Annotated in this window: 19 protein-coding genes, 1 tRNA gene and 1 riboswitch; of the genes, 10 read left to right on the top strand and 10 right to left on the bottom strand. The window is 68.5% G+C overall.

Annotated features, from left to right (window positions below):
- Positions 1–13: 13 nt before the first annotated feature.
- The 4 genes from BUR28_RS16310 to BUR28_RS16325 are packed head-to-tail and all read right to left on the bottom strand — an operon-like array spanning position 14 to position 3,673.
- A complete protein-coding gene (locus BUR28_RS16310) occupies positions 14–1,135 on the bottom strand; it encodes an endonuclease/exonuclease/phosphatase family protein (protein WP_074221093.1) in 1,122 nt (373 codons plus the stop codon).
- Positions 1,132–2,154, bottom strand: coding sequence for a threonine ammonia-lyase (locus tag BUR28_RS16315; RefSeq protein ID WP_074221094.1), 1,023 nt, complete (start codon positions 2,152–2,154; stop codon positions 1,132–1,134). The genes BUR28_RS16310 and BUR28_RS16315 overlap by 4 nt, the downstream gene beginning before the upstream one ends.
- Positions 2,151–2,984: an alpha/beta fold hydrolase gene (locus tag BUR28_RS16320; protein ID WP_074221095.1), complete on the bottom strand. Its 834-nt coding sequence runs from the start codon at positions 2,982–2,984 to the stop codon at positions 2,151–2,153. Before BUR28_RS16320 ends, BUR28_RS16315 begins: the two co-directional genes overlap by 4 nt.
- Entirely contained in the window at positions 2,984–3,673 is a 690-nt protein-coding gene (locus BUR28_RS16325) for a haloacid dehalogenase type II (RefSeq protein WP_074221096.1), read from the bottom strand. The genes BUR28_RS16320 and BUR28_RS16325 overlap by 1 nt, the downstream gene beginning before the upstream one ends.
- A 117-nt stretch (positions 3,674–3,790) precedes the next feature.
- On the opposite strand from BUR28_RS16325, the gene BUR28_RS16330 reads away from it, so the two are divergent.
- The 3 genes from BUR28_RS16330 to BUR28_RS16340 all read left to right on the top strand — a co-directional run bounded on the left by BUR28_RS16330 (position 3,791) and on the right by BUR28_RS16340 (position 5,368).
- Complete coding sequence (locus BUR28_RS16330) at positions 3,791–4,168, top strand: VOC family protein (protein WP_074221097.1); 378 nt, start codon at positions 3,791–3,793, stop codon at positions 4,166–4,168.
- A 116-nt stretch (positions 4,169–4,284) separates the two neighbouring features.
- Positions 4,285–4,713 carry an FKBP-type peptidyl-prolyl cis-trans isomerase gene (locus BUR28_RS16335; protein WP_074221098.1) on the top strand — a complete coding sequence of 143 codons (429 nt, stop codon included), beginning with the start codon at positions 4,285–4,287 and terminating at the stop codon, positions 4,711–4,713.
- 61 nt (positions 4,714–4,774) lie between these two features.
- The gene (locus tag BUR28_RS16340) at positions 4,775–5,368 is read left to right on the top strand and encodes a hypothetical protein (RefSeq protein ID WP_074221099.1); all 594 of its coding nucleotides are present in this window, start codon (positions 4,775–4,777) and stop codon (positions 5,366–5,368) included.
- 12 nt (positions 5,369–5,380) lie between these two features.
- Here BUR28_RS16340 and BUR28_RS16345 read toward each other — a convergent pair whose 3' ends face one another.
- Positions 5,381–5,950 (bottom strand): gamma-glutamylcyclotransferase family protein, encoded by a 570-nt coding sequence (locus tag BUR28_RS16345; RefSeq protein WP_074221697.1) that lies wholly within the window; start codon positions 5,948–5,950, stop codon positions 5,381–5,383.
- Between the two features lie 75 nt (positions 5,951–6,025).
- Positions 6,026–6,116, top strand: a riboswitch (glycine riboswitch).
- A gap of 153 nt (positions 6,117–6,269) precedes the next feature.
- On the opposite strand from BUR28_RS16345, the gene gcvT reads away from it, so the two are divergent.
- From gcvT to BUR28_RS16365, 4 genes are all read left to right on the top strand, one after another.
- Positions 6,270–7,400, top strand: a complete 1,131-nt coding sequence (gene gcvT, locus BUR28_RS16350) for a glycine cleavage system aminomethyltransferase GcvT (protein WP_074221100.1) — start codon at positions 6,270–6,272, stop codon at positions 7,398–7,400.
- 11 nt (positions 7,401–7,411) lie between these two features.
- Positions 7,412–7,771, top strand: coding sequence for a glycine cleavage system protein GcvH (gene gcvH, locus BUR28_RS16355; protein ID WP_074221101.1), 360 nt, complete (start codon positions 7,412–7,414; stop codon positions 7,769–7,771).
- Between the two features lie 11 nt (positions 7,772–7,782).
- Positions 7,783–10,632 (top strand): aminomethyl-transferring glycine dehydrogenase, encoded by a 2,850-nt coding sequence (gene gcvP / locus BUR28_RS16360; RefSeq protein ID WP_074221102.1) that lies wholly within the window; start codon positions 7,783–7,785, stop codon positions 10,630–10,632.
- Between the two features lie 159 nt (positions 10,633–10,791).
- Complete coding sequence (locus tag BUR28_RS16365) at positions 10,792–12,108, top strand: autotransporter outer membrane beta-barrel domain-containing protein (RefSeq protein ID WP_074221103.1); 1,317 nt, start codon at positions 10,792–10,794, stop codon at positions 12,106–12,108.
- A gap of 19 nt (positions 12,109–12,127) precedes the next feature.
- Here BUR28_RS16365 and BUR28_RS16370 read toward each other — a convergent pair whose 3' ends face one another.
- The gene (locus BUR28_RS16370) at positions 12,128–13,393 is read right to left on the bottom strand and encodes a DUF2254 domain-containing protein (protein WP_074221104.1); all 1,266 of its coding nucleotides are present in this window, start codon (positions 13,391–13,393) and stop codon (positions 12,128–12,130) included.
- A 353-nt stretch (positions 13,394–13,746) separates the two neighbouring features.
- Between BUR28_RS16370 and trxC the strand changes: the two genes are divergently transcribed.
- The 3 genes from trxC (at position 13,747) to BUR28_RS16385 (ending at position 16,169) form a co-directional block, all read left to right on the top strand.
- Positions 13,747–14,193, top strand: a complete 447-nt coding sequence (gene trxC / locus BUR28_RS16375; protein WP_074221105.1) for a thioredoxin TrxC — start codon at positions 13,747–13,749, stop codon at positions 14,191–14,193.
- A gap of 35 nt (positions 14,194–14,228) precedes the next feature.
- Positions 14,229–14,304 (top strand) — tRNA-Ala (locus tag BUR28_RS16380).
- Between the two features lie 359 nt (positions 14,305–14,663).
- Positions 14,664–16,169, top strand: a complete 1,506-nt coding sequence (locus BUR28_RS16385) for an L-piperidine-6-carboxylate dehydrogenase (RefSeq protein WP_074221106.1) — start codon at positions 14,664–14,666, stop codon at positions 16,167–16,169.
- A 16-nt stretch (positions 16,170–16,185) separates the two neighbouring features.
- Here the strand turns inward: BUR28_RS16385 and BUR28_RS16390 are convergent, their stop codons facing one another.
- The 4 genes from BUR28_RS16390 to BUR28_RS16405 are packed head-to-tail and all read right to left on the bottom strand — an operon-like array spanning position 16,186 to position 20,096.
- Positions 16,186–16,917, bottom strand: a complete 732-nt coding sequence (locus BUR28_RS16390) for a proteasome-type protease (protein WP_074221107.1) — start codon at positions 16,915–16,917, stop codon at positions 16,186–16,188.
- Between the two features lie 10 nt (positions 16,918–16,927).
- On the bottom strand, positions 16,928–17,725 hold the full coding sequence (locus BUR28_RS16395; RefSeq protein ID WP_074221108.1) for a transglutaminase family protein: 798 nt from the start codon (positions 17,723–17,725) through the stop codon (positions 16,928–16,930).
- Positions 17,726–17,729: 4 nt separating this feature from the next.
- Positions 17,730–18,668: an alpha-E domain-containing protein gene (locus BUR28_RS16400; protein ID WP_074221109.1), complete on the bottom strand. Its 939-nt coding sequence runs from the start codon at positions 18,666–18,668 to the stop codon at positions 17,730–17,732.
- 3 nt (positions 18,669–18,671) lie between these two features.
- Positions 18,672–20,096, bottom strand: a complete 1,425-nt coding sequence (locus BUR28_RS16405) for a circularly permuted type 2 ATP-grasp protein (RefSeq protein WP_074221110.1) — start codon at positions 20,094–20,096, stop codon at positions 18,672–18,674.
- Between the last annotated feature and the right edge of the window lie 39 nt (positions 20,097–20,135).

Here is a 20,135-nt window from a genome sequence, read left to right on the forward strand (position 1 = left end):
CGCGGGGCGTCAATCAGAGCAGCCGGATATGCGCCATGATCTGGCCGTGGTCCGAGGCGCGGATATTGCCGGGCGCCTCCGGGTAGGTGCCGTCGGCGATGTGGTCGTTGTAGACGCCAAGGTGGGTCATCTCGCCGATCCGGTCGGGCCAGTCCGGGTGGAAATGGCGCGACAGGAGGATCGCGTCGAAGGATTCGAAGTCGCTGCCGAAGGCATTGGTGTGGACCATGTCGCGCAAGGCCTTGCGGATGAAGAGGCGCTCGGCCGAGTGGAGCAGCACCCGCTCCACCTTCTCGCGGATCGCCGCGGCCTCCGCCTCGGTGTAGAGGTCGTCTGCGGATTTCGCCTGCGGTCGGCGCAGCCAAGTGTAGTCGGTGAAGGGGCGTTCGCCGACGATGATCGCCTGCGTGGCCGAGTGCAGCGTAGCGTTGAGATCGCCGAGCACGATGACCGGGTGCCCGGCCTCCAACTCGTCCACCACCAGCTTGCGCAGCACCCAGGCCTCGGCCATCCGCCGCACCGAGGCGCGCAGCACCCCCATCGCCCGGCCCGCGGCATCGTAGTTAAGTAGGTCGATTTCCGGCGAGTAGTGCATCTCCTTCGGCCGGACGAACTCGCCCATGCGCGATTTCAGGTGCACGTTGAAAACGGTGAGGATGTGCCCCCCCACCGGTATGCGGACCTTGAGGATCGGGCGGGTCACGCGGTTGAGCCGGTAACTGCCCGCATCTCCCCCACCGAGGTGAAGAAACGGGATCTCCAGCGGCGGGTCGAGCATCTGGATCGATTGCGGCTCGCCCTCGAAGCCGAAGCGCGACAGCACGGCCAGCCCAGGGCGCCGCCCGCCGGGCTCGGAATCGGCGAGGTTCGGGGCAAAGGCGAGGTCGGCCTCGGCATAGGGTGGCGCGCCGCCGGTGCCCCGCGCGTCCGCCGCCGCGATGATCTCGCGCAGCGGGTCGGGTTCGACGATCTCCTGGAAGCCCACGATATCGGGTTTCATCCGGTCGATCTGCCCGGCGATCCAGTCGCGCTTCGCCGCGTAATCCTCTGCAGAATAACGTTCGAAGCGCGAATAGTCCTCGTCGGGGCCAATCAGGTTCTGGGTGTTGAATGTCGCGATTCTGAAAGTCGTCACGGGGCGTCTCCGGCCCGGTCGAGGGCCATCCGGAAGGTCCCGGCGCCGACATTCCCGCCTGAGGCGATAGCGATGACCGTGTCGCCGCTTGCCGCCTGCGGATCGAACAGCGCGGCGGCCAGCGCGACCGCGCCGCCCGGTTCCAGCACGAGCCTCAGATGCGCGAACGCCGCCGCCATCGCGCGGAGCGCGGCGTCTTCGCCGACTGCCAGCCCCGGCCCGCACAGCCGCGCCATGATCGGGAAGGTCAGCGCGCCCGGCTGCGGGGTCAGGATCGCGTCGCAGATCGATCCCGCCCGCGCCGCGTTGCTCACGATCCGCCCCGCGGCCAGCGAGCGCGCGGTATCGTCGAAGCCCTCGGGCTCCACCGGCCGGGCGGTCAGCCCCGGCGCCCGTGCCGCCAGCGCGAGCGCCACGCCCGCGGTCAGCCCGCCGCCGCCGCAGGGGATCAGCACCTCGGCCCGTTCGACCCCGGCCGCTGCCGCCTGTGCGGCCAGTTCCAGCCCCACCGTGCCCTGGCCCGCGATCACCTGCGGATCGTCGAAGGGCCTGACCAGCGTCAGCCCGCGTTCCGCCGCAAGCGCCGCCACCAGCGCGTCGCGGTCCCCGGTCGCGCGGTCATAGGGCACGATTTCGGCGCCCCAGGCCCTTGTCGCCTCGATCTTTCCGCGCGGCGCATCGGACGGCATCACGATCACCGCCGGCACCCCGAACCGCGCAGCTGCGCGCGCCACGCCCTGCGCGTGGTTGCCCGACGAGACCGCGATCACGCCCTGCGCACGGGCCTCGGGCGCCATCGCCGAGAGCGCCGCCCAGCCGCCGCGCAGCTTGAAGCTGCCTGTTTCCTGCAGGCATTCGGCCTTGACCAGCACGCGGCGCCCGGCGATCCGGTCGAGCGCGGGCGAGGACAAAAGCGGCGAGACCAGCGCCTCGCCCCGCAGCCGCTCGGCGGCGGCCTCGATCATGTCGATGGTCACGCCGGCCTCGCCCCGGGCGCGTTCCGCCGCCTCGATGGTCATTCCAGCCGCTCCAGGAACGCCGCGATCGCCGCCACCGACTCGGGCTCGTCGAGAAACGGCACATGGCCCCGGTCGGCCACCTCGGCATAGATCATGTCCGGCCGCCGCCGGCGCATCTCGGCCGCGGTCCCGGGGGACAGGATGTCGGAATTCGCGCCCCGGATCAGCGCGAGCGGCAGCCCCTTCAGCGCGTCGAAAAGTGGCCAGAGATCGGGCATCGCCCCGGTGGCCGAGGCCTCGGCCACCGCGTTCCTCAGCCGCGGGTCGTAGCGCAGCGCCAGCCCGTCCTCCGCCTCGTCCCAGCAGCGCCGCGAAACGGCGCGCCACTGCGCGCGCGAGACGCCGGGGAAGCCTTCGGCCATCTTCGCCTGCAGCTTTTCGGCCGCCGCGTCGTGATCAGCCAGCCCGGGCCGGCGGCCCAGATAGCTCATGATATAGCCCATCCCCTTGGGGTCGATCATCGGCCCGATATCGTTCAGGCAGATGCCCGACAGCCGGTCCCGGTGGCCGGCGGCCAGCGTCATCGCGATTAGCCCGCCGCGCGAGGTGCCGAGGATCGCGGCGCGCGCCAGCCCCAGGTGATCCAGCAGGTTCAGCGCGTCGCGCCCCTCGCGGATCAGGTTGTAGTTCATGAAATCGGGATCGTGGTCCGAGCCCCCCCGCCCCCGCGTGTCCAGCCGGATGATCCGGGCGCGCTCGGCGAAGCGCTCCACCACCGGTTCGAAATCGTCCATGTTGCGGGTGAGCCCGGCAAGGCACAGAAGCGGCGTGCCCTCGCCCCGGTCGTCATAGGCCAGCCGCAACCCGTCATCGGCGGCGAAACGCTTCATCACCCGGCCTCCGCCAGCGCCGGGATGCCGGTCAGGTCGTCCAGCATGTGCGCCGGCCGCCAGGGCATCCGCTCGACTGGCGCGCCCGCGCGGTTCACCCAGGCGGTGACGAAGCCGTAGCCCGCCGCCGCCGCCGCGTCCCAGCCGTTCGAGGACACGAACAGCACCTCGCCCGGCGCCGCCCCGAAGCGCGCGCCGACCAGGTCGTAGACCTTCCGCGCGGGCTTGAACACGCCCACCGATTCCACCGACAGCACGTCGTCGAGCAGCGCCCCGATCCCCGCCGAGGCGACCGCGTCGGCCAGCATCCCCGGCGCCCCGTTCGACAGGATCGCCGTGCCCTTGCCCGATTGCTTCAGCGCCGAAAGGACCTCGGGCACCTCCGGATAGGCGGACAACTCGCGGTAAAGCGCCAGCAGCCGCGCCCGCAGCCCCTCGTCGCCCGCCAGCCCCGCCGCCTCCATCGCCCAGTCCAGCCCGTCGCCCGTGACCTGCCAGAAATCCGCATGCGCCCCGGTGATCGCGCGCAGCCAGCTGTATTCCAGCTGCTTGCGCCGCCAGTCCTGGGCCAGCCCCGGCCAGATTTCGGCCAGCCCCTCGTTGCCCGGCTCGGCCGCCGCCTCGCGCGCCGCGGCGGCGACGTCGAAGAGCGTGCCGTAGGCATCGAAGATGCAGGTCGTGATCGCCATGGACTCCTCCCTCCACAAAGACACTCGCACAGCCGCGCGGGGGCGGAAAGGCCACGCACGCTTTAGCATGTCACAGAACAGGGTTAACATGGCCACGACAGCAAAGGAGAGGCCCGCATGTCGCAACATCACGGCAAGGTCTGGTGGACCGAACTCATGACCCGGGACGTGCCCGGCGCACTGAAATACTACCGCGCCATCTGCGGCTGGCATTTCGAGCCGTTCCCGATGGGCGGAGCGGCCTATCACGTCGGCAGCCGCGGCGACCAGCCGGTGGTCGGCGTGATGGACCTGAACGACCTGCCCGGCACCGAGGACCTGCCGCCCCACTGGTTCAGCTATTTCGCGGTCAAGGACGTGGACCGCGCCGTCGAGGAAACGCTCGCCCGCGGCGGCGAGGCGATCCGCGCGCCCTTCGACATTCCCCATATCGGCCGGATCGCGATCCTGCGCGACCCCACCGGGGCGGCAATGGGGTTGATGACGCCCGCCTGACCGGGGCTTTACATCGTGGCCGTGGCCTTTAGGCTGTCCGGCACGTTGAGAGAACCCGCGCGCGCTGCGCGTGGCCTCTGCAAATCCACTCCCCGACACAATCGAAAGAGAGACGTATGACCCAGGTGAAGCCGGGCGACAAGGTTCGCATCCATTACACGGGCACGCTGGCCGACGGCACGACCTTCGACAGTTCCGAGGGACGCGATCCGCTGGAATTCACGGTCGGCGCGGGCGAGATCATCCCCGGGCTCGACGCGGCCCTGCCGGGCATGGAAGAAGGCGACAAGAAGACCGTCGAGATCCCCAGCGACGACGCCTATGGCGACCACAACCCCGAGGCCAAGCAGTCGATCCCGCGCGCCCAGGTACCCGAGAACACCCCGCTCGAGATCGGCACGCGGTTGCAGCTTCAGACGCCGCAGGGCCAGGTCGTGCCGGTGACCGTGGCCGCGGTGACCGATGAGGAGGTCGTGCTGGACGCCAACCACCCGCTCGCCGGCCAGGATCTGACCTTCGCGATCGAGCTGGTTTCGATCGACTGACCCGCCGGGGTGGCGCGCCGCCCGTTCCCATGCTCAACTGCCGGGAAAGAAGGAGCGCGCCATGCCCCAGGGGGTTGACCAAATGCTCGCGCGAATTCGCGAGCTGCAGCAGAGCCTCCGAGACGAACTCGAAGAGAAGCGGGACCGGTTTCGCTACAGTGTCGAGGCCGGCCGCGTTCGGTTCGAGGAAGAGGTTCTGACGCGCCATCGGGCGCTGCGCGTCAGCCTTCTGACCTTTTTCAAGCGCCCTCGGCCGCTCTTCATCCTGACGGCGCCGGCGATCTACGCGCTGATCCTTCCGCTTGCGCTGCTCGACCTGTTCGTGGCGATCTACCAGGCGGTCTGTTTCCCGGTCTACGGGATCGACAAGGTGAAACGGTCCGAGCATGTCGTGATCGACCGCCACCAGCTGGCCTATCTGAACGGGCTGCAGAAGCTGAACTGCGCCTATTGCGGCTATGCCAACGGCGTGCTCGCGCTCGCCCGCGAGGTGGCCGCCCGGACCGAACAGTACTGGTGTCCGATCAAGCACGCCCACCCGGTGCGCGAACCCCACGGTCTGTACGGCAATTTCACCGATTTCGGCGATGCCGACGGGTTCCTTGAGCGCCAGACGCAGCTGCGCGCCGACCTGCGCCGCATCAAGCGGCGATAGCGCTGCGGCGGCTCATGCCCGTTCCACGATAGTGGCGTCGCGCCCGGTTAGTTCCTGATCGACGAAGGCGTATTCGTCCCCCGTCAGCATCTGGTGGCGCTGGTAGATCGGGCGCGTCCGGTCGTTGAGGATGGGGGCGTCCCAGCCATCCGTCGTCTCGAAGAAGCGCCGCGCGCCGTCCTTGCCGAATTCGCGCAGATAGCCCTGCACGACCACGTCGATATAGCTCAACAGGATCGGGTGGCGGATGGTCGGCGCGGCGGCGTGGGTGCCGGGCACGGAATAGACCTGCACATACACCGGATGCCCGGCCTCGTGCTCGACGGTATGGCTGACGGCGTGGCGGTTATAGGCGCGCTCGCGTTCGTCCAGGGCGGCCCAGTCGTGGCCGGGCACCGAGGCGATCAGCCCATCGATGACGCCCCCCTCGGCGGGCACCGCCGAAAGGTAGGCCACGTCCCGCAGGGTGGTATGCGTCCAGGCGCGCCGCCAGCCGGTGAGGCGCGCGCGGGTGGCCCGCGGGTAATCGTGGGTGGCCCGGTTGACGAGCGAGCCGTAGCCGAAGAAGTACGGGTCGTGCATGCACCCCCAGATTGCGACACGGGGGCGCGATTGCAAGCCCTTGTAGCCAAGCGACGCATGATCTAGCGTCCGCGACATCCGCCCCCGGGAGAATCCGGCGCATGCGCCGGTGCCGAAGGAGCAACCGCCCCGGCAAACTCTCAGGCATCAGGACCGTGGGCGGAACACGAGCTCTGGAGAGAGGCGCGCGGGCCGCGCCCGCCGAAGGGATAGCGATCTCAGGCGAAAGGACAGAGGGGGCATCGGATCGGGCGGCGGGGCCGCCGCCTGCAAACGGTGCCCGGATGCGTGCGTGTCCGGCAATTTGAAAAGGGGCAGGATGTCGGAGCAGAGGCGCACGCCGCTATACGATCTGCATGTCGAACTGGGTGCCAAGATGGTGCCCTTCGCGGGCTACGAGATGCCCGTGCAATACCGGCTTGGCGTGCTGAAGGAACATTTGCAGTGCCGCGCCCGGGCGGGGCTGTTCGATGTGAGCCACATGGGCCAGGTGATCCTGCGGCCGCACTCGGGTGAGGTGGGCGATGTCGCGCGCGCGCTCGAGCGGTTGGTGCCGGTCGATGTGTCGAGCCTGAAACCGGGTCGCCAGCGTTACGCTATCTTCACGAACGCGGACGGGGGCATCCTCGATGATTTCATGGTGGCAAAGCGCGCGGGCGAGCTGTTTCTCGTGGTCAACGCGGCCCGCAAGGCGGACGATCTCGCCCATTTGCGGGCGCATCTGGCGGAGACATGCGTGGTCGATGAGATCACGGATCGCTGCCTTCTCGCGTTGCAGGGCCCCGAGGCCGAACGCGTGCTGGAGACGCTCGCCCCCGGGGTGGCCGCGATGCGGTTCATGGACAGCGCCGCCGTCGAAAGCGATTTCGGCCCGCTCTGGGTGTCGCGCTCGGGCTATACCGGCGAGGACGGGTTCGAGGTTTCGGTCGAGACCGGCCGGGCCGCGGCTCTGGCCCGCGCGCTGCTGGCCGACGAGGCGGTCGCGCCGATCGGCCTCGGCGCGCGCGACAGTCTGCGGCTCGAAGCCGGGCTCTGCCTTTACGGGCATGACATCGACACCGCCACGTCGCCGATAGAGGCCGGCCTTGCCTGGGCGATCCAGAAGGCCCGCCGCGCGGGTGGCGACCGGGCCGGGGGCTTCCCAGGGGCGGAGCGCATCTTGTGCGAGCTTGCCGAGGGGGCGGCGCGCCGCCGCGTCGGCCTTGCGCCCCAGACGCGTGCGCCGATGCGCGAGGGCACGCCGCTTTTCGCCGAGGAGCACGCGGAAACGCCCGTCGGCACCGTGACGTCAGGGGCCTTCGGACCCTCGGTCGGCGCCCCGGTCTCGATGGGGTACGTGCCCGTTGAACTCTGCCGGGAGGGGCGCCCCTTGTGGGGCGAAGTCCGGGGCAAGCGCCTGCCCGTCGCGGTCGCGGCCCTGCCGTTCATACCTGCGAACTACAAGCGTTGAAGGACAGCGAGATGAAATTCACCGAAGAACACGAATGGCTGCGCGTAGAGGATGACCTCGTCGTCGTGGGCATCACCGAGCACGCGGCAGAGCAGTTGGGCGACGTCGTCTTCGTGGAGCTTCCCGAGGCGGGCACGACCGTCTCGAAGGACGACGAGATCGTGGTGATCGAGAGCGTCAAGGCCGCCTCCGACATCCTGGCGCCGCTGGATGGCGAGATCGTCGAGGTGAACGACTCGCTCCCAGACAACCCCGGCCGCGTCAACGACGACCCGCTGGGCGAGGCGTGGTTCTTCAAGATGAAGATCGAGGACATGAGCGCGCTCGACGACTTCATGGACGAGAACGCCTACAAAGACTTCATCGGATAAGCGGGACCCACATGCCGTATACCCCCAGCACCTACCTGCCCTACGACTTCGCCAACCGCCGTCATATCGGCCCCTCGCCCGAGGAAATGGTCGAGATGCTGGACGTGCTGGGCCTGAAGACGCTCGAAGAACTGATCGACGAGGCGGTGCCGCAAAGCCTCCGCCAGGCCGCGCCGCTCGATTTCGGCAAGCCCAAATCCGAGCGCGAGATGCTGTGGTTCATGCGCCAGATCGCCAAGAAGAACCGCCCCTTCACCACGATGATCGGGCAGGGCTATTACGGCACGGTCACGCCCCCCGCGATCCAGCGCAACATCCTGGAAAACCCGGCCTGGTACACGGCCTACACTCCCTATCAGCCGGAAATCAGCCAAGGCCGGCTGGAGGCTCTGCTGAACTTCCAGACCATGGTCAGCGATCTGACGGGTCTGGAAATCGCCAATGCCTCGCTGCTGGACGAGGCGACCGCCTGCGCCGAGGCGATGACCATGGCGCAGCGCGTGGCGAAGTCCAAGGCGGGCGCGATCTTCGTGGACGAGAACTGCCACCCGCAGAACATCGCGGTGATCCGCACGCGGGCGGAGCCGCTGGGGATCGAGGTGATCGTGGGCGATCCCTTCGCCGATCTCGACCCCGAGAAGGTGTTCGCCGGGATCTTCCAGTATCCCGGCACCTATGGCCACCTGAACGACTTTTCCGACCCGATCGCGCGGCTGCACGAACACCGCGCGCTCGGCATCATGGTGGCCGACCCGATGGCGCTGGTGGTCCTGAAGGAGCCGGGCGCGATGGGCGCCGATATCGCCGTGGGCTCGACCCAGCGCTTCGGCGTGCCGATGGGCTATGGCGGCCCGCACGCCGCCTACATGACCTGCCGCGAGGCCTACAAGCGCGCCATGCCCGGCCGCATCGTGGGCGTCTCGGTCGATGCCCACGGGCACAAGGCCTATCGGCTGGCGCTGCAGACCCGCGAACAGCATATCCGGCGCGAGAAGGCCACCTCGAATGTCTGCACCGCGCAGGCGCTGTTGGCTGTCATGGCAGGGTTCTATGCGGTGTTTCACGGCCCCAAGGGCCTCAAGGCCATCGCCCAACGCATCCACCGCAAGGCGGTGCGCACCGCCCGCGGGCTGGAAGAGGCAGGGTTCAAGGTGGAGCCGGGCGAGTTCTTCGACACCTTCACTGTCGAGGTCGGTCCGATGCAGGGCGTGATCTTCAATGCCGCCCAGACCGAGCGGATCAACCTGCGCAAGGTGGGCGAGACCAGGCTGGGCATTTCGCTGGACGAGACCACGCGGCCGGCCAGCATCGAGGCGCTCTGGCGCGCCTTCGGGATCGAGCGCCGCGACGAGGGCGGCGACGGCCAGTACCGGTTCCCGGACGCGCTGGTGCGCCGGTCCGACTTCCTGACCCACCCGGTCTTCCACATGAACCGTGCCGAAACGGAAATGATGCGCTACATGCGGCGGCTGGCCGACCGCGACCTGGCGCTCGACCGGGCGATGATCCCGCTGGGATCGTGCACGATGAAGCTCAACGCCGCCGTGGAAATGGCGCCGATCACCTGGCCGGAATTTTCCAACATCCACCCGCTGGCACCGGCCGAGCAGGTCAAGGGCTATACCGAGATGCTGGCCGACCTCGCCGACAAGCTCTGCCAGATCACCGGCTACGACGCGATGTCGATGCAGCCCAATTCCGGCGCGTCGGGTGAATATGCGGGTCTGCTGACGATCGCCGCCTACCACCGCGCGCGCGGCGAGGCCGATCGGAACGTCTGCCTGATTCCGACCTCGGCGCACGGCACTAACCCGGCCTCGGCCCACATGGCCGGGATGAAGGTGATCGCCGTCAAATCCGCCGATAACGGCGATATCGACCTTGACGATTTCCGCGCCAAGGCCGAGGCGGCGGGCGACCGGCTGGCCGCCTGCATGATCACCTATCCCTCGACGCACGGCGTCTTCGAGGAAACCGTGCGCGAGGTCTGCGAGATCACGCACCGGTTCGGCGGGCAGGTCTACCTGGACGGTGCCAACCTCAACGCGCTGGTGGGGCTGGTGAAGCCGGGCGAGGTCGGCGCGGATGTCAGCCACCTGAACCTCCACAAGACCTTCTCCATCCCCCATGGGGGCGGCGGGCCCGGCATGGGGCCGATCGGGGTCAAGGCGCATCTGGCGCCTCATCTGCCGGACGATCCGATGGGAGGCGGGCAGGCGGCCGTGTCGGGGGCGATGCACGGCTCGGCCTCGATCCTGCCGATCAGCTACGCCTATATCCTGCTGATGGGGGGCGCGGGGCTGACCCAGGCCACCAAGGTCGCAATCCTGAACGCCAACTACATCGCCCGCCGGCTGGAGGGTGCCTATGACGTGCTTTACAAGGGCACGGGCGGCCGGGTCGCGCATGAATGCATCATCGACACCCGGCCCTTCGCCGACAGCGCGGGCGTCAGCGTCGACGACATCGCCAAGCGGCTGGTCGATTGCGGCTTCCACGCGCCGACGATGAGCTTTCCGGTCGCCGGTACCCTGATGATCGAGCCGACCGAGAGTGAGACCAAGGCCGAGCTCGACCGCTTCGTCACCGCGATGCTGGCGATCCGCGAGGAGATCCGCGAGATCGAGGAGGGCCGCGCCGACCCCGAGAACAACGTGCTCAAGCGTGCGCCCCACACGGTCGAGGACCTGGTCGCCGACTGGGACCGGCCCTACTCGCGCGAACAAGCCTGCTTCCCGCCCGGCGCCTTCCGCGTGGACAAGTACTGGCCGCCGGTCGGCCGGGTCGACAACGTTTATGGCGACCGCAACCTGGTGTGCACCTGTCCCCCGGTCGAGGAGATGGCGGCGGCCGCGGAATGACCCGGCCGTGACAGTTTCGCAACGCGCAGGTGCGGAGTTGCCGGGCGTTCAGGCGTCTCCCTGCACGTTTAGGTTCTGTTAACCCTGGTGGCGCTGTGGTGCCCGTGACGGTTAGCGGCCAGGGAGGCCGCCCGTCGGGACACACATCAGGGTAGTACCGTGACAAAGACACTCTTCATCGGAGCCGGCCTCGCCGCGCTCATCGCCACCGACGCCGCCGCACAATCCGCCGGCTGCGCCGATATCGACGGGGACACCATCGGTTTCGGCATCGGCAGCCAGGATTTCACCGCGCTTGCCTTCGATGCCGACGAAACGATCACCTTCAAGGCCGACAACGTGACCTCGGGCGCGCAAAACGCAAACGCGGCGGCGTTCGTCCTGCGCGATGGCGGTGGCAACCCTCTCTCGCCGGTCTTCGTGTATGCGATTTCCGGGCCATTCGCGCCTGACTCGGGCCCGGTCGCCGAAACCCTCGTGGTTCCGGACGGCGGCTTTACCGGCCTGGGTTGGCGGGAAGACGTTGGGGCCGGCGGTTCGGCCACGCAGTTCAACAACATTTCGCTTTCCTGCGCCGTCGCGGCCGTCGCCGCCACTTACCAGCCCCGCGAGGCGGCCCAGGTCACCACGGTCGGTCAGCAGCGCAGTATCGCGACGACCCTGGCGCGCAACAGTGCCGGCCGGCTCGGCGGGGGCGGCACCCCCGTCGCGACGCGGGATTCGGTTTTCCTGTCCACCCAGAACCTGTTCTCCGGCAGCGGAAGCGACCCGGACGCCAATCTCTGGGTGTCGCTCAGCGCCCGGTCCTATTTCGACGGCTACGAGGGCAATGCGGCCGACCTGCTGGCGGGGGTCGATTTCCGGCTGAACGGCGACACGCTGCTGGGTGTCATGGTCGGGGCCGGCGTGGCCGACCTGGAGGACGATGCCGCCGCCACCCGGACGGACGTGGATTCGCGGCTCTTCGGCCTTTACGGGGCGCATCGCTTCGGCGGCACCGTGCTGACCCTCGACGGGTACCTCGCCTATGCCGATCTGGATTACGACACCGGCGCGGACCGGTTCGGCACCGAGCGGGTGCTGGCCGGCCTGTCGCTGAGCGGCACGCACGAGATGGCCGCCGGCACCCTCACGCCGCGGGCGCGGCTCTGGGGCACCTGGGAGGATTTCCCCGCCGGTGCCGTGGCCGTGACCGGCGGCACGACGCGGCAGGTCCTTGCCTCGCTCGGCGCACGCTTCGACTGGGGAACCGCGATTGCGGGCACCGCCCTGACGCCGTTCGCCTCGTTCGACGTGGAATACGGCGCCCTGGACGAGATCGGGGGCACGACCGACGATTTCCTGGCGCCGCGGGTCGGACTGGGCCTTTCGGGCCGCGTCGGCGGCGGGGATCTGGCGCTGGCGCTCGATGCCGGCCGCTCGGCGTCGGACGTGCTCGATGCCGGACTCTCGGTGTCCTACGAAATGCGGTTCTAGATACCGCCGGGGCCGCGGCTCACCCCCCGCGGCCCTGTCGTCCGGGCGCGCCGACCCCGCCCGCCAGGGCGTGAAGGCGCTGACGGTCCTCCTCGAGCGCCAGCGCCCGTTCCGCGTGGTCGAGCGCGCGCGCGATCATGCGGTCGGCGCCCCGCGCGAAGCCGGCATCGTCGCCCGCGCGCAGCGTGTTCAGCGCCGCCACCAGCCGCCGCATCACCTCGATCATCCCGGCCCCGTCCCGGGCGATGGCGTCAAAGGCGTCCTCGACAAGGTCGTCGGAGCTTATGCTCGGTGCCCAGAGGGCGGGGTAGCGCACCTCGTCGTCGGGCGGGTCGCACTCGGCGAGCAGCCGTTCCAACCGGCTGATCACGTCGATCGCGGTGCCGGGATCGTTCAGCCCCGGCGACAACGCCCGAGAGGCGATTTCGGACAGGACGAGCAGGGCGAATCGTGCATCCTGGTCGAAGCTGCGGATCGCGTCGATCTCGTAGGCGCTCTGGATGGCCCCGGCGTCGGCCCCGTCGGCGGGGCGGACATGGGCGATCGGGGCGCCTTCGACCACGAAGGTGCCGGGCGCTGCGATCACGTAGATCTCGGCGCCCGCCGCCTCGGCGATCGCCGAAAGCCCGGCCATGTCGACGAATTGCACATAGCCGCCCCGCAGCGCCGGTACCGGTGCCGCATCCTCCGGGATCGTGGATGGGCCGGGCAGCGGGCGCGCGCCCAGGCTTGGGGCCGCCCTCTGGCGGCGCAGCGTGCTGCGCGTCCGGGCCTCGACGCGGGCGATGGTCTCGTCCACGCTGCCCAGGCGCGACAAGTGCTCGATCCATCGCAGGATCGCCAGCACCACCAGTGCGACGACGAACACGGTGAACAGGAAGACCACCACCGGCGCCGCGCCCCCGTGGAAGCCCGCGCGGAACAGGATGATCGAGACCAGCGCGAAGATGAAGGCGCCGAGGAAGGTGGCCAGCACTGTCTGGGTCGTCGTATCCTCCAGAAGCAGGCGGTGCGACCGGGGCGTGACCTGGGCCGAGGCCGCGCGGTGCGCCGAGACCATGACCGACAGCGAGAAGGTCGTGACCGCCAGCATCGAGGAGGCAAGCACGTTGAGGATCGGCATGACCGCGTCCTCGCCGATGCGCTCGGCCAGAAAGGCGGGGATGATCGGGTCGAGGATCACCGCGGCGATGGCCGCGAGAATTGCCAGAAGCGCGATCAGCGTGGCCCGGACCCACAGGCGCCGGGACAGGCGGATCAACTGCCAGAGGCGTTTGGAGCGCATTGCCGGAGCCTTTCCTGCGGGCGCGTCCAGCCTAGCACGCCGCGGGCCCGGGTCCAGCCGTGACGTCAGCTGTTTCGCGCGGGGTGCAGGTCCAAGTCCGATAATGCGATGCCGCGTTCGGCGCGCCAGTCGGCGAAATGCGCGGGCTTGGAGTCCAGCGAATAGGTCCCTGTGAGGCAGAGCGGTGTCCGCCGCGTAGGCTTCGCGCAGTTGCGTCTGCGGTTCCGGGGCGAGTGCGGCCCAGTGCGTCAGGGGTACGCCATTTGGTGTATCCATCGCGCAAGTTTGCCTTGCATTGCGAGGCGATCAAGGCGATATATTCAGAAAGCAGAATATGATAGGAAGACCGAGCCATGGGCGCTGTGCTGAAGCTGATCTGCCACGACTGCGGGACCGCGAACCGGGTGCCCGCCGACAAGCTGGACGCGGGGCCCAAATGCGGCACCTGCGGCGCAAGGTTGGCCGACGGCCGCGTACGCGAGATCGACTTCGCCACGTTGCAGAAGGCCGTGAAGGGCGACGATGTGCCGCTCTTGGTGGATTTCTGGGCGGCTTGGTGCGGGCCGTGCCGGATGATGGCGCCGCAATTCGCCAAGGCCGCCCAGGCGCTGGCGCCCCGGGTGCGGCTGGCCAAGGTTGACACCCAGGCCAATCCCGATGCCACGGTGCGTTACGACATTCGCGGCATCCCGCTGTTGATCCTGTTTCACCGGGGCCGCGAGGTCGCCCGGTTGTCGGGCGCGCGGCCCGCGGCGGATATCGAGGCCTTCGTGCGCAGCCATGTAGGCGAGACCGCTTGACAACCTCCCCGCCATGGGCCACATGGGCGCGCACCGGGGCCGTAGCTCAGTTGGGAGAGCGCGTCGTTCGCAATGACGAGGTCAGGGGTTCGATTCCCCTCGGCTCCACCATATCAAACTTCAGAACAAGAAATCCGTAAGCGCCTTGGGAAGAGGGCGGCTTGGGCGCGTCGTCCGCCGGTTTCACGGCCTGATGGCAAAGACTTCGGGGATGCCCTGTCCCGCACGGTCCTCTTCGGGGCTTTGCCGTTTTCTTGTCGATGGGCCAAAGGTTTGCCAAGAGCGTCAGCGCGTGGCCGGCACGGCAGGTGCCGCGCCCAGACCTTCTGACACGAGAGCAAGGATTGAACGGAAGGCCGCCTCGTGTGACCCTTGCAGCGGATGGAAACAAGGCCCGGCAGGCCGTCGCCGCGGCGCGTCCGTGTCGCGGCGACGGCCTGCGGCACCGGCGTCAACAGGAAGGATTGAAGATGTCCCTTGAGATCGAAACCGCAGCGGTCCTGGACAGGCTTGGCGTCGAGACCGCCGCAGGGGGCGGCATGCCCGTCTTCACCCCCCTGACCGGCGAACAGGTCGCCGATCTGCCGGCCGCGACCGCCGAAGACACGGCCGCCGCGGTCGCGCGTGCCCGCACGGCCTTCACGCGGTGGCGCGACGTTCCGGCGCCGCGGCGGGGGGAACTCGTGCGGCTCTTCGGCGCGGAACTGCGCGCGGCAAAGGACGATCTCGGTCGCCTCGTCTCCATCGAGGCCGGCAAGAGTCCCTCGGAAGGCGGCGGCGAAGTGCAGGAGATGATCGACATTTGCGATTTTGCCGTGGGGCTGTCGCGGCAGCTTTACGGGCTGACCATCGCTACCGAGCGCCCGGGCCACCGGATGATGGAGACCTGGCACCCACTCGGCGTGGTGGGCATCATCACCGCCTTCAACTTCCCCGTCGCGCCCTGGGCGTGGAACGCGGCGCTCGCGCTGGTCTGCGGCGACCCGACCCTCTGGAAACCTTCGGAAAAGACGCCGCTGACGGCGCTGGCCTGCAACGCGGTACTCGACCGCGCGCTGGCCCGGTTCGGGACGGACGCGCCGGCGCACCTGTCGCAGGTGCTGGTGGGCGGGCCCGAGGTCGGGGCGGCGATGGTCGACGATCCGGGCGTGTCGCTGGTCTCGGCGACCGGGTCCACCCGGATGGGCCGCATGGTCGGGCCGAAGGTCGCCGAACGCTTCGGGCGCTGCATCCTGGAACTCGGTGGCAACAACGCGGGCATCGTCTGCCCCTCGGCCGACCTTGACATGACGCTCCGCGCCGTCGCCTTCGCCGCGATGGGCACGGCGGGGCAGCGCTGCACCACGATGCGCCGGCTGATCGCGCATCGCGACGTCTACGACCAGATCGTGCCGGCGCTGAAGAAGGCTTATGCCTCGGTCAGCATCGGCAACCCGCTGGAGACCGACGCGCTGGTTGGCCCGCTGATCGACAAGGCGGCCTATGACGGGATGCAGGCCGCGTTGAAGGAGGCCGAGGCAGCGGGCGGCACGGTCCATGGCGGCGAGCGCGTGTCGGTCGGCCCGGAGGCGGCATATTACGTCAGGCCCGCGCTGGTCGAGATGCCGGACCAGACCGGGCCGGTCGCGCAGGAGACCTTCGCGCCGATCCTCTATGCTATGAAATACGACGATCTCGACGCGGCGCTCGCGATGCACAACGCGGTGGGCGGCGGGCTTTCGTCGTCGATCTTCACCACCGATCTGCGCGAGATGGAGCTGTTCCTGTCGGCGCGCGGGTCGGATTGCGGCATCGCCAATGTCAATATCGGCACCTCGGGGGCCGAGATCGGCGGGGCGTTCGGCGGTGAGAAAGAAACCGGTGGCGGGCGCGAAAGCGGCTCGGACGCGTGGAAGGGCTACATGCGGCGCGCGACCAACACCATCAATTATTCGCGCGAGTTGCCGCTGGCGCAGGGGGTCGTGTTCGACATCTGAGGCGCCCGGCCGGGGCTCAGAACTCCTGCGACGGCAGCCCCTTCAGCGCCGACTTCAGCGCATCGCCCCAGCGTTCGGAGATCGTCTGGAAATAGACATCGTCGGCCTCGATCCGCCCGGTGCGGCCGAGCCGGAGACTGTCGGTCTCATAAAGGTGATAGTCGAAGGGCGCCCCCACCGTCAGGTTCGCCTTCAGCGTGGAGTCGAAGCTGACGAGCAACAGCTTCATCGCGTCGGCGTAGCTGAGCGCGGGGTCATAGGCGCGCACCAGGATCGGCCGGCCGTATTTCATCTCGCCGATCTGGAAGAACGGCGTGTCCGCGCCGGCCTCGATGAAATTGCCCTCGGGGTAGATCAGGAACATCCTGGGCGGCCCGCCCTTGATCTGGCCGCCGAGAATCAGCGTGGCGTTGAAGGTCGATTCCGCCCGAGGGCCGCCATCGCGATGCCGGTCGATCACCTCGCGCAGCGTCTCGGCCACCAGCCGCGCGGCCTGGAATATCGAGGGCACGCCCAACAGGCTCGGCTCCCGCTCGTCGGGCGCCTTGGGGCGTTCGTTCAGAAGGCTGATCACCGCCTGCGTGGTAGCGAGGTTGCCCGCGCTCATCAGGGTGATCACCCGGTCGCCGGGGGTCGCCCAGTGGGTCATCTTGCGGAAGGTCGAGAAATTGTCGAGCCCGGCATTGGTGCGGGTGTCCGACATGAAGGCCAGCCCGCGCTCGAGCACCATTCCCACACAATAGGTCATCCGCCGGCCCTTACTGCTGCGCCACCTCGATCTCGACCGACAGCGCCTCGCCGGACCCGCCGTGGCGCAGCCCAGTCACCGGCGCGGCCTCGGCATAGTCGAGCCCGGTCGCCACGCGGATATACCGGATATCGGGCGAGATGCCATTGGACACGTCGAAGCCGACCCAACCCAGCCCCTCGACATGGGCCTCGGCCCAGGCATGCATCGCGTCCTGCTCCTCGCGGTCGTCGAGCCGCAGATAGCCCGAGACATAACGTGCCGGCAGGCCCAGCTCGCGGGCGCAGGTGATGAAGATATGCGTATGGTCCTGGCAAACCCCGCGCCCGGCGGCCAACGCCTCTTCGGTGCCCCACCCGGCGTCCGAGGTGCCGATCTCGTAGGCGACGCGCGCGCGGATCAGCGCCGAGAGGGCGTGAAGGCCGTCCAGATCGGTCGCGCCGTCGAGATCCCGCAGCAGGGCGCGCACGCCGGGGCCGGGTTTCGTGCGCGGCGTGTAGCGGCGGAACAGCCACAGCGGTGCGGGCCCGATATGGCGGCCGACGATGCCGTGGGTTTCCCGCATCTCCACTTCGCCCTCGCAGGTGACGGTCAGTTCGGGCGCCGCGCCGCCAAAGCTGATCAGGTCCACCCGGTTGTGGTGATGGTCGTCGAAGAACAATTCCTGCGTGCCGCCGGTCACGGTTGTGGTCCAGGAAAGCACCTCCTGCTGGCGGCCCGATTTCGGGGTCTTGCGGAGTTGCTGCAGGCCGAAGGTGACGGGGGCGTCGAACCGGTAGCGCGTGGTGTGGGCGATTCTCAGGCGCATGGGCTCACTCGTAGAACCGGTAATCGGCCTCGATCTGCCGTCCGATCACGACGAGCAGGCTCAAGAGCTTCTGGATGTATTCGTGCAGGCCGTAGTCGAAGATCGCGTCGATCTCGTGGCTGAGGTAGAATCGCTCCATGTGGTCCACCATCTCGAAGCTCTTGGGCCAGCAGCCGTAAGTGGAGCAGAGATAGCGCAGGTTGTCGCGGATCTTGCGCGTGCAGAACGCCAGGCTGCGCGGCATCCGCTTGTCCAGGATCAGGAAGCGCGCGATCTCGCGCGCGCCGCCGCCGCTGCCGTATTCCATGCGGAACCCGCCCCGCGCCGAGACCGAGCGCAGGATCGTTTCCCACTGCACGTTGTCGATGGAGGAGCCCACGGCCGCGATCGAGGGCAGCAGCACGTAGTATTTGACGTCGAGGATCCGCGCGGTGTTGTCGGCGCGTTCAAGGAAGGTGCCGATGCGGGCGAAATCGTAGATGTCGTTGCGCAGCATCGTGCCCATCGTGGCCCCCCTGACCAGCGCCGTGCGCTGGCGGACCGTGTCGAGCACATGGGGCAGGTCGCGCTCGTTCAGCTTGCGGGCCAGTAGGTCCGACACCGTCATGTAGGTGGCGTTGGTCGCCTCCCAGACATCGTTCGTCAGCGCGGTGCGCACGGTGCGGGCGTTCTGCCGCGCGGCGGCCACGCAGGACAGGACGGAGGAGGGGTTGCCCTTCGCCCGAAGCATCCAGTCGATGGCCTCCTCCTTCGTCACCTTCTCGTTTGCGGCGTCGAACCCGTCGCAGACGCCCGCGGTCTGCAGCACCGGACGCCATTCCTCGTCGCCGCCCGAATTGGTCAGCGCGATCCTCTGGCCGGTCTCGGTCAGGCGCGCGACATTCTCGGCCCGCTCCAGGTAGCGGTACATCCAGAACAGCCCGTTGGCGGTCTTGCCCAGCATGCGCTAATCCTCGAGCACCCAGGTGTCCTTGGTTCCGCCGCCCTGGGAGGAGTTCACCACCAGCGACCCTTTCTTGAGTGCGACCCGCGTCAGTCCCCCGGGCGTGATCGACACGCCTGCCGGGCTGACCAGCACGAAGGGGCGCAGGTCAACGTGGCGCGGCGCCAGCCCCTTGCGGGTGAAGATCGGCACGGTGGACAGCGACAGCGTGGGCTGCGCGATGTAGTTGCCGGGCCGCGCCTTCAGCTTGCGGCGGAAGGCGGCGATGTCCTTCTTGGTCGCGGTCGGGCCGATTAGCATGCCGTAGCCGCCCGAGCCGTGCACCTCCTTGACCACCAGATCCGCGAGATTGTCGAGCACATAGGCCAGCGCGCCGGGCTCCGAGCAGCGCCAGGTCGGCACGTTCTCCAGCAGCGGTCGCTCGCCGGTATAGAATTCCACGATCTCGGGCATGTAGCTGTAGATCGCCTTGTCGTCGGCGATCCCGGTGCCCGGCGCATTGGCGATGGTGATGCGTCCCGCGCGGTAGACATCCATGATGCCGGGCACGCCGAGCGTGCTGTCGGGGCTGAAGTTCAGCGGGTCGAGGAACTCGTCGTCCACCCGGCGGTAGAGCACGTCGATGGGCTTGTAACCCTGCGTCGTGCGCATCGCCACGCGGCCGTCGACCACGCGCAGGTCATGCCCCTCGACCAGGTCCACCCCCATCTCGTCGGCGAGGAAGGCGTGTTCGAAATAGGCGGAGTTGTAGAGCCCCGGCGTCAGCACCGCGACCGTGGGCGCACCCTCGGCGGCATCCGGCGCGCAGGCGGTCAGCGAGCGGTGCAGCCGTGCCGGGTAGGTCTGCACCGAGGCCACCCGGTTCCGCGCGAAAAGCTCGGGGAACATCTGCAGCATCGTTTCGCGGTTCTCCAGCATGTAGCTGACCCCGCTCGGCGTGCGCGCATTGTCCTCGAGCACGTAGAATTCGTTGTCCGAGGTCCGCACCAGGTCGATGCCGACGATATGGGTATAGACGCCACCCGGAGGACGCACCCCGATCATCTGCGGCAGGAAGGCGTCGTTGCGGTTGATCATCTCCTCGGGGATGCGGCCGGCGCGCACGATCTCCTGCCGACCGTAGATGTCGTGCAGAAAGGCGTTGATCGCACGCACCCGCTGCTCGATCCCTTTCGAGAGCTTCTGCCATTCCCGGCCCGAGATGATCCGCGGCACGAGGTCGAAGGGGATCAGCCGCTCCTCCGCCTCGGCGCGGCCGTAGACGTTGAAGGTGATGCCGGTCAGCCGGAACAGCTCTTCCGCCTCGCGCTGCTTGGCCCGAAGCCGCGCGGGCTCTTCGCCGTCGAACCAGGTCTTGAACGCGGCATAGGGCGCACGCAGCGTCCCCTCCCGCCCCCACATCTCGTCAAAGGTTGCTGCCTCACCCATGGCGCGATGCTATGTCCGGGTCGCCGCTCGGCAGACGAG

Origin of the sequence: Rhodovulum sp. ES.010 (assembly GCF_900142935.1) — a bacterium.
Classification (GTDB): domain Bacteria; phylum Pseudomonadota; class Alphaproteobacteria; order Rhodobacterales; family Rhodobacteraceae; genus Rhodovulum.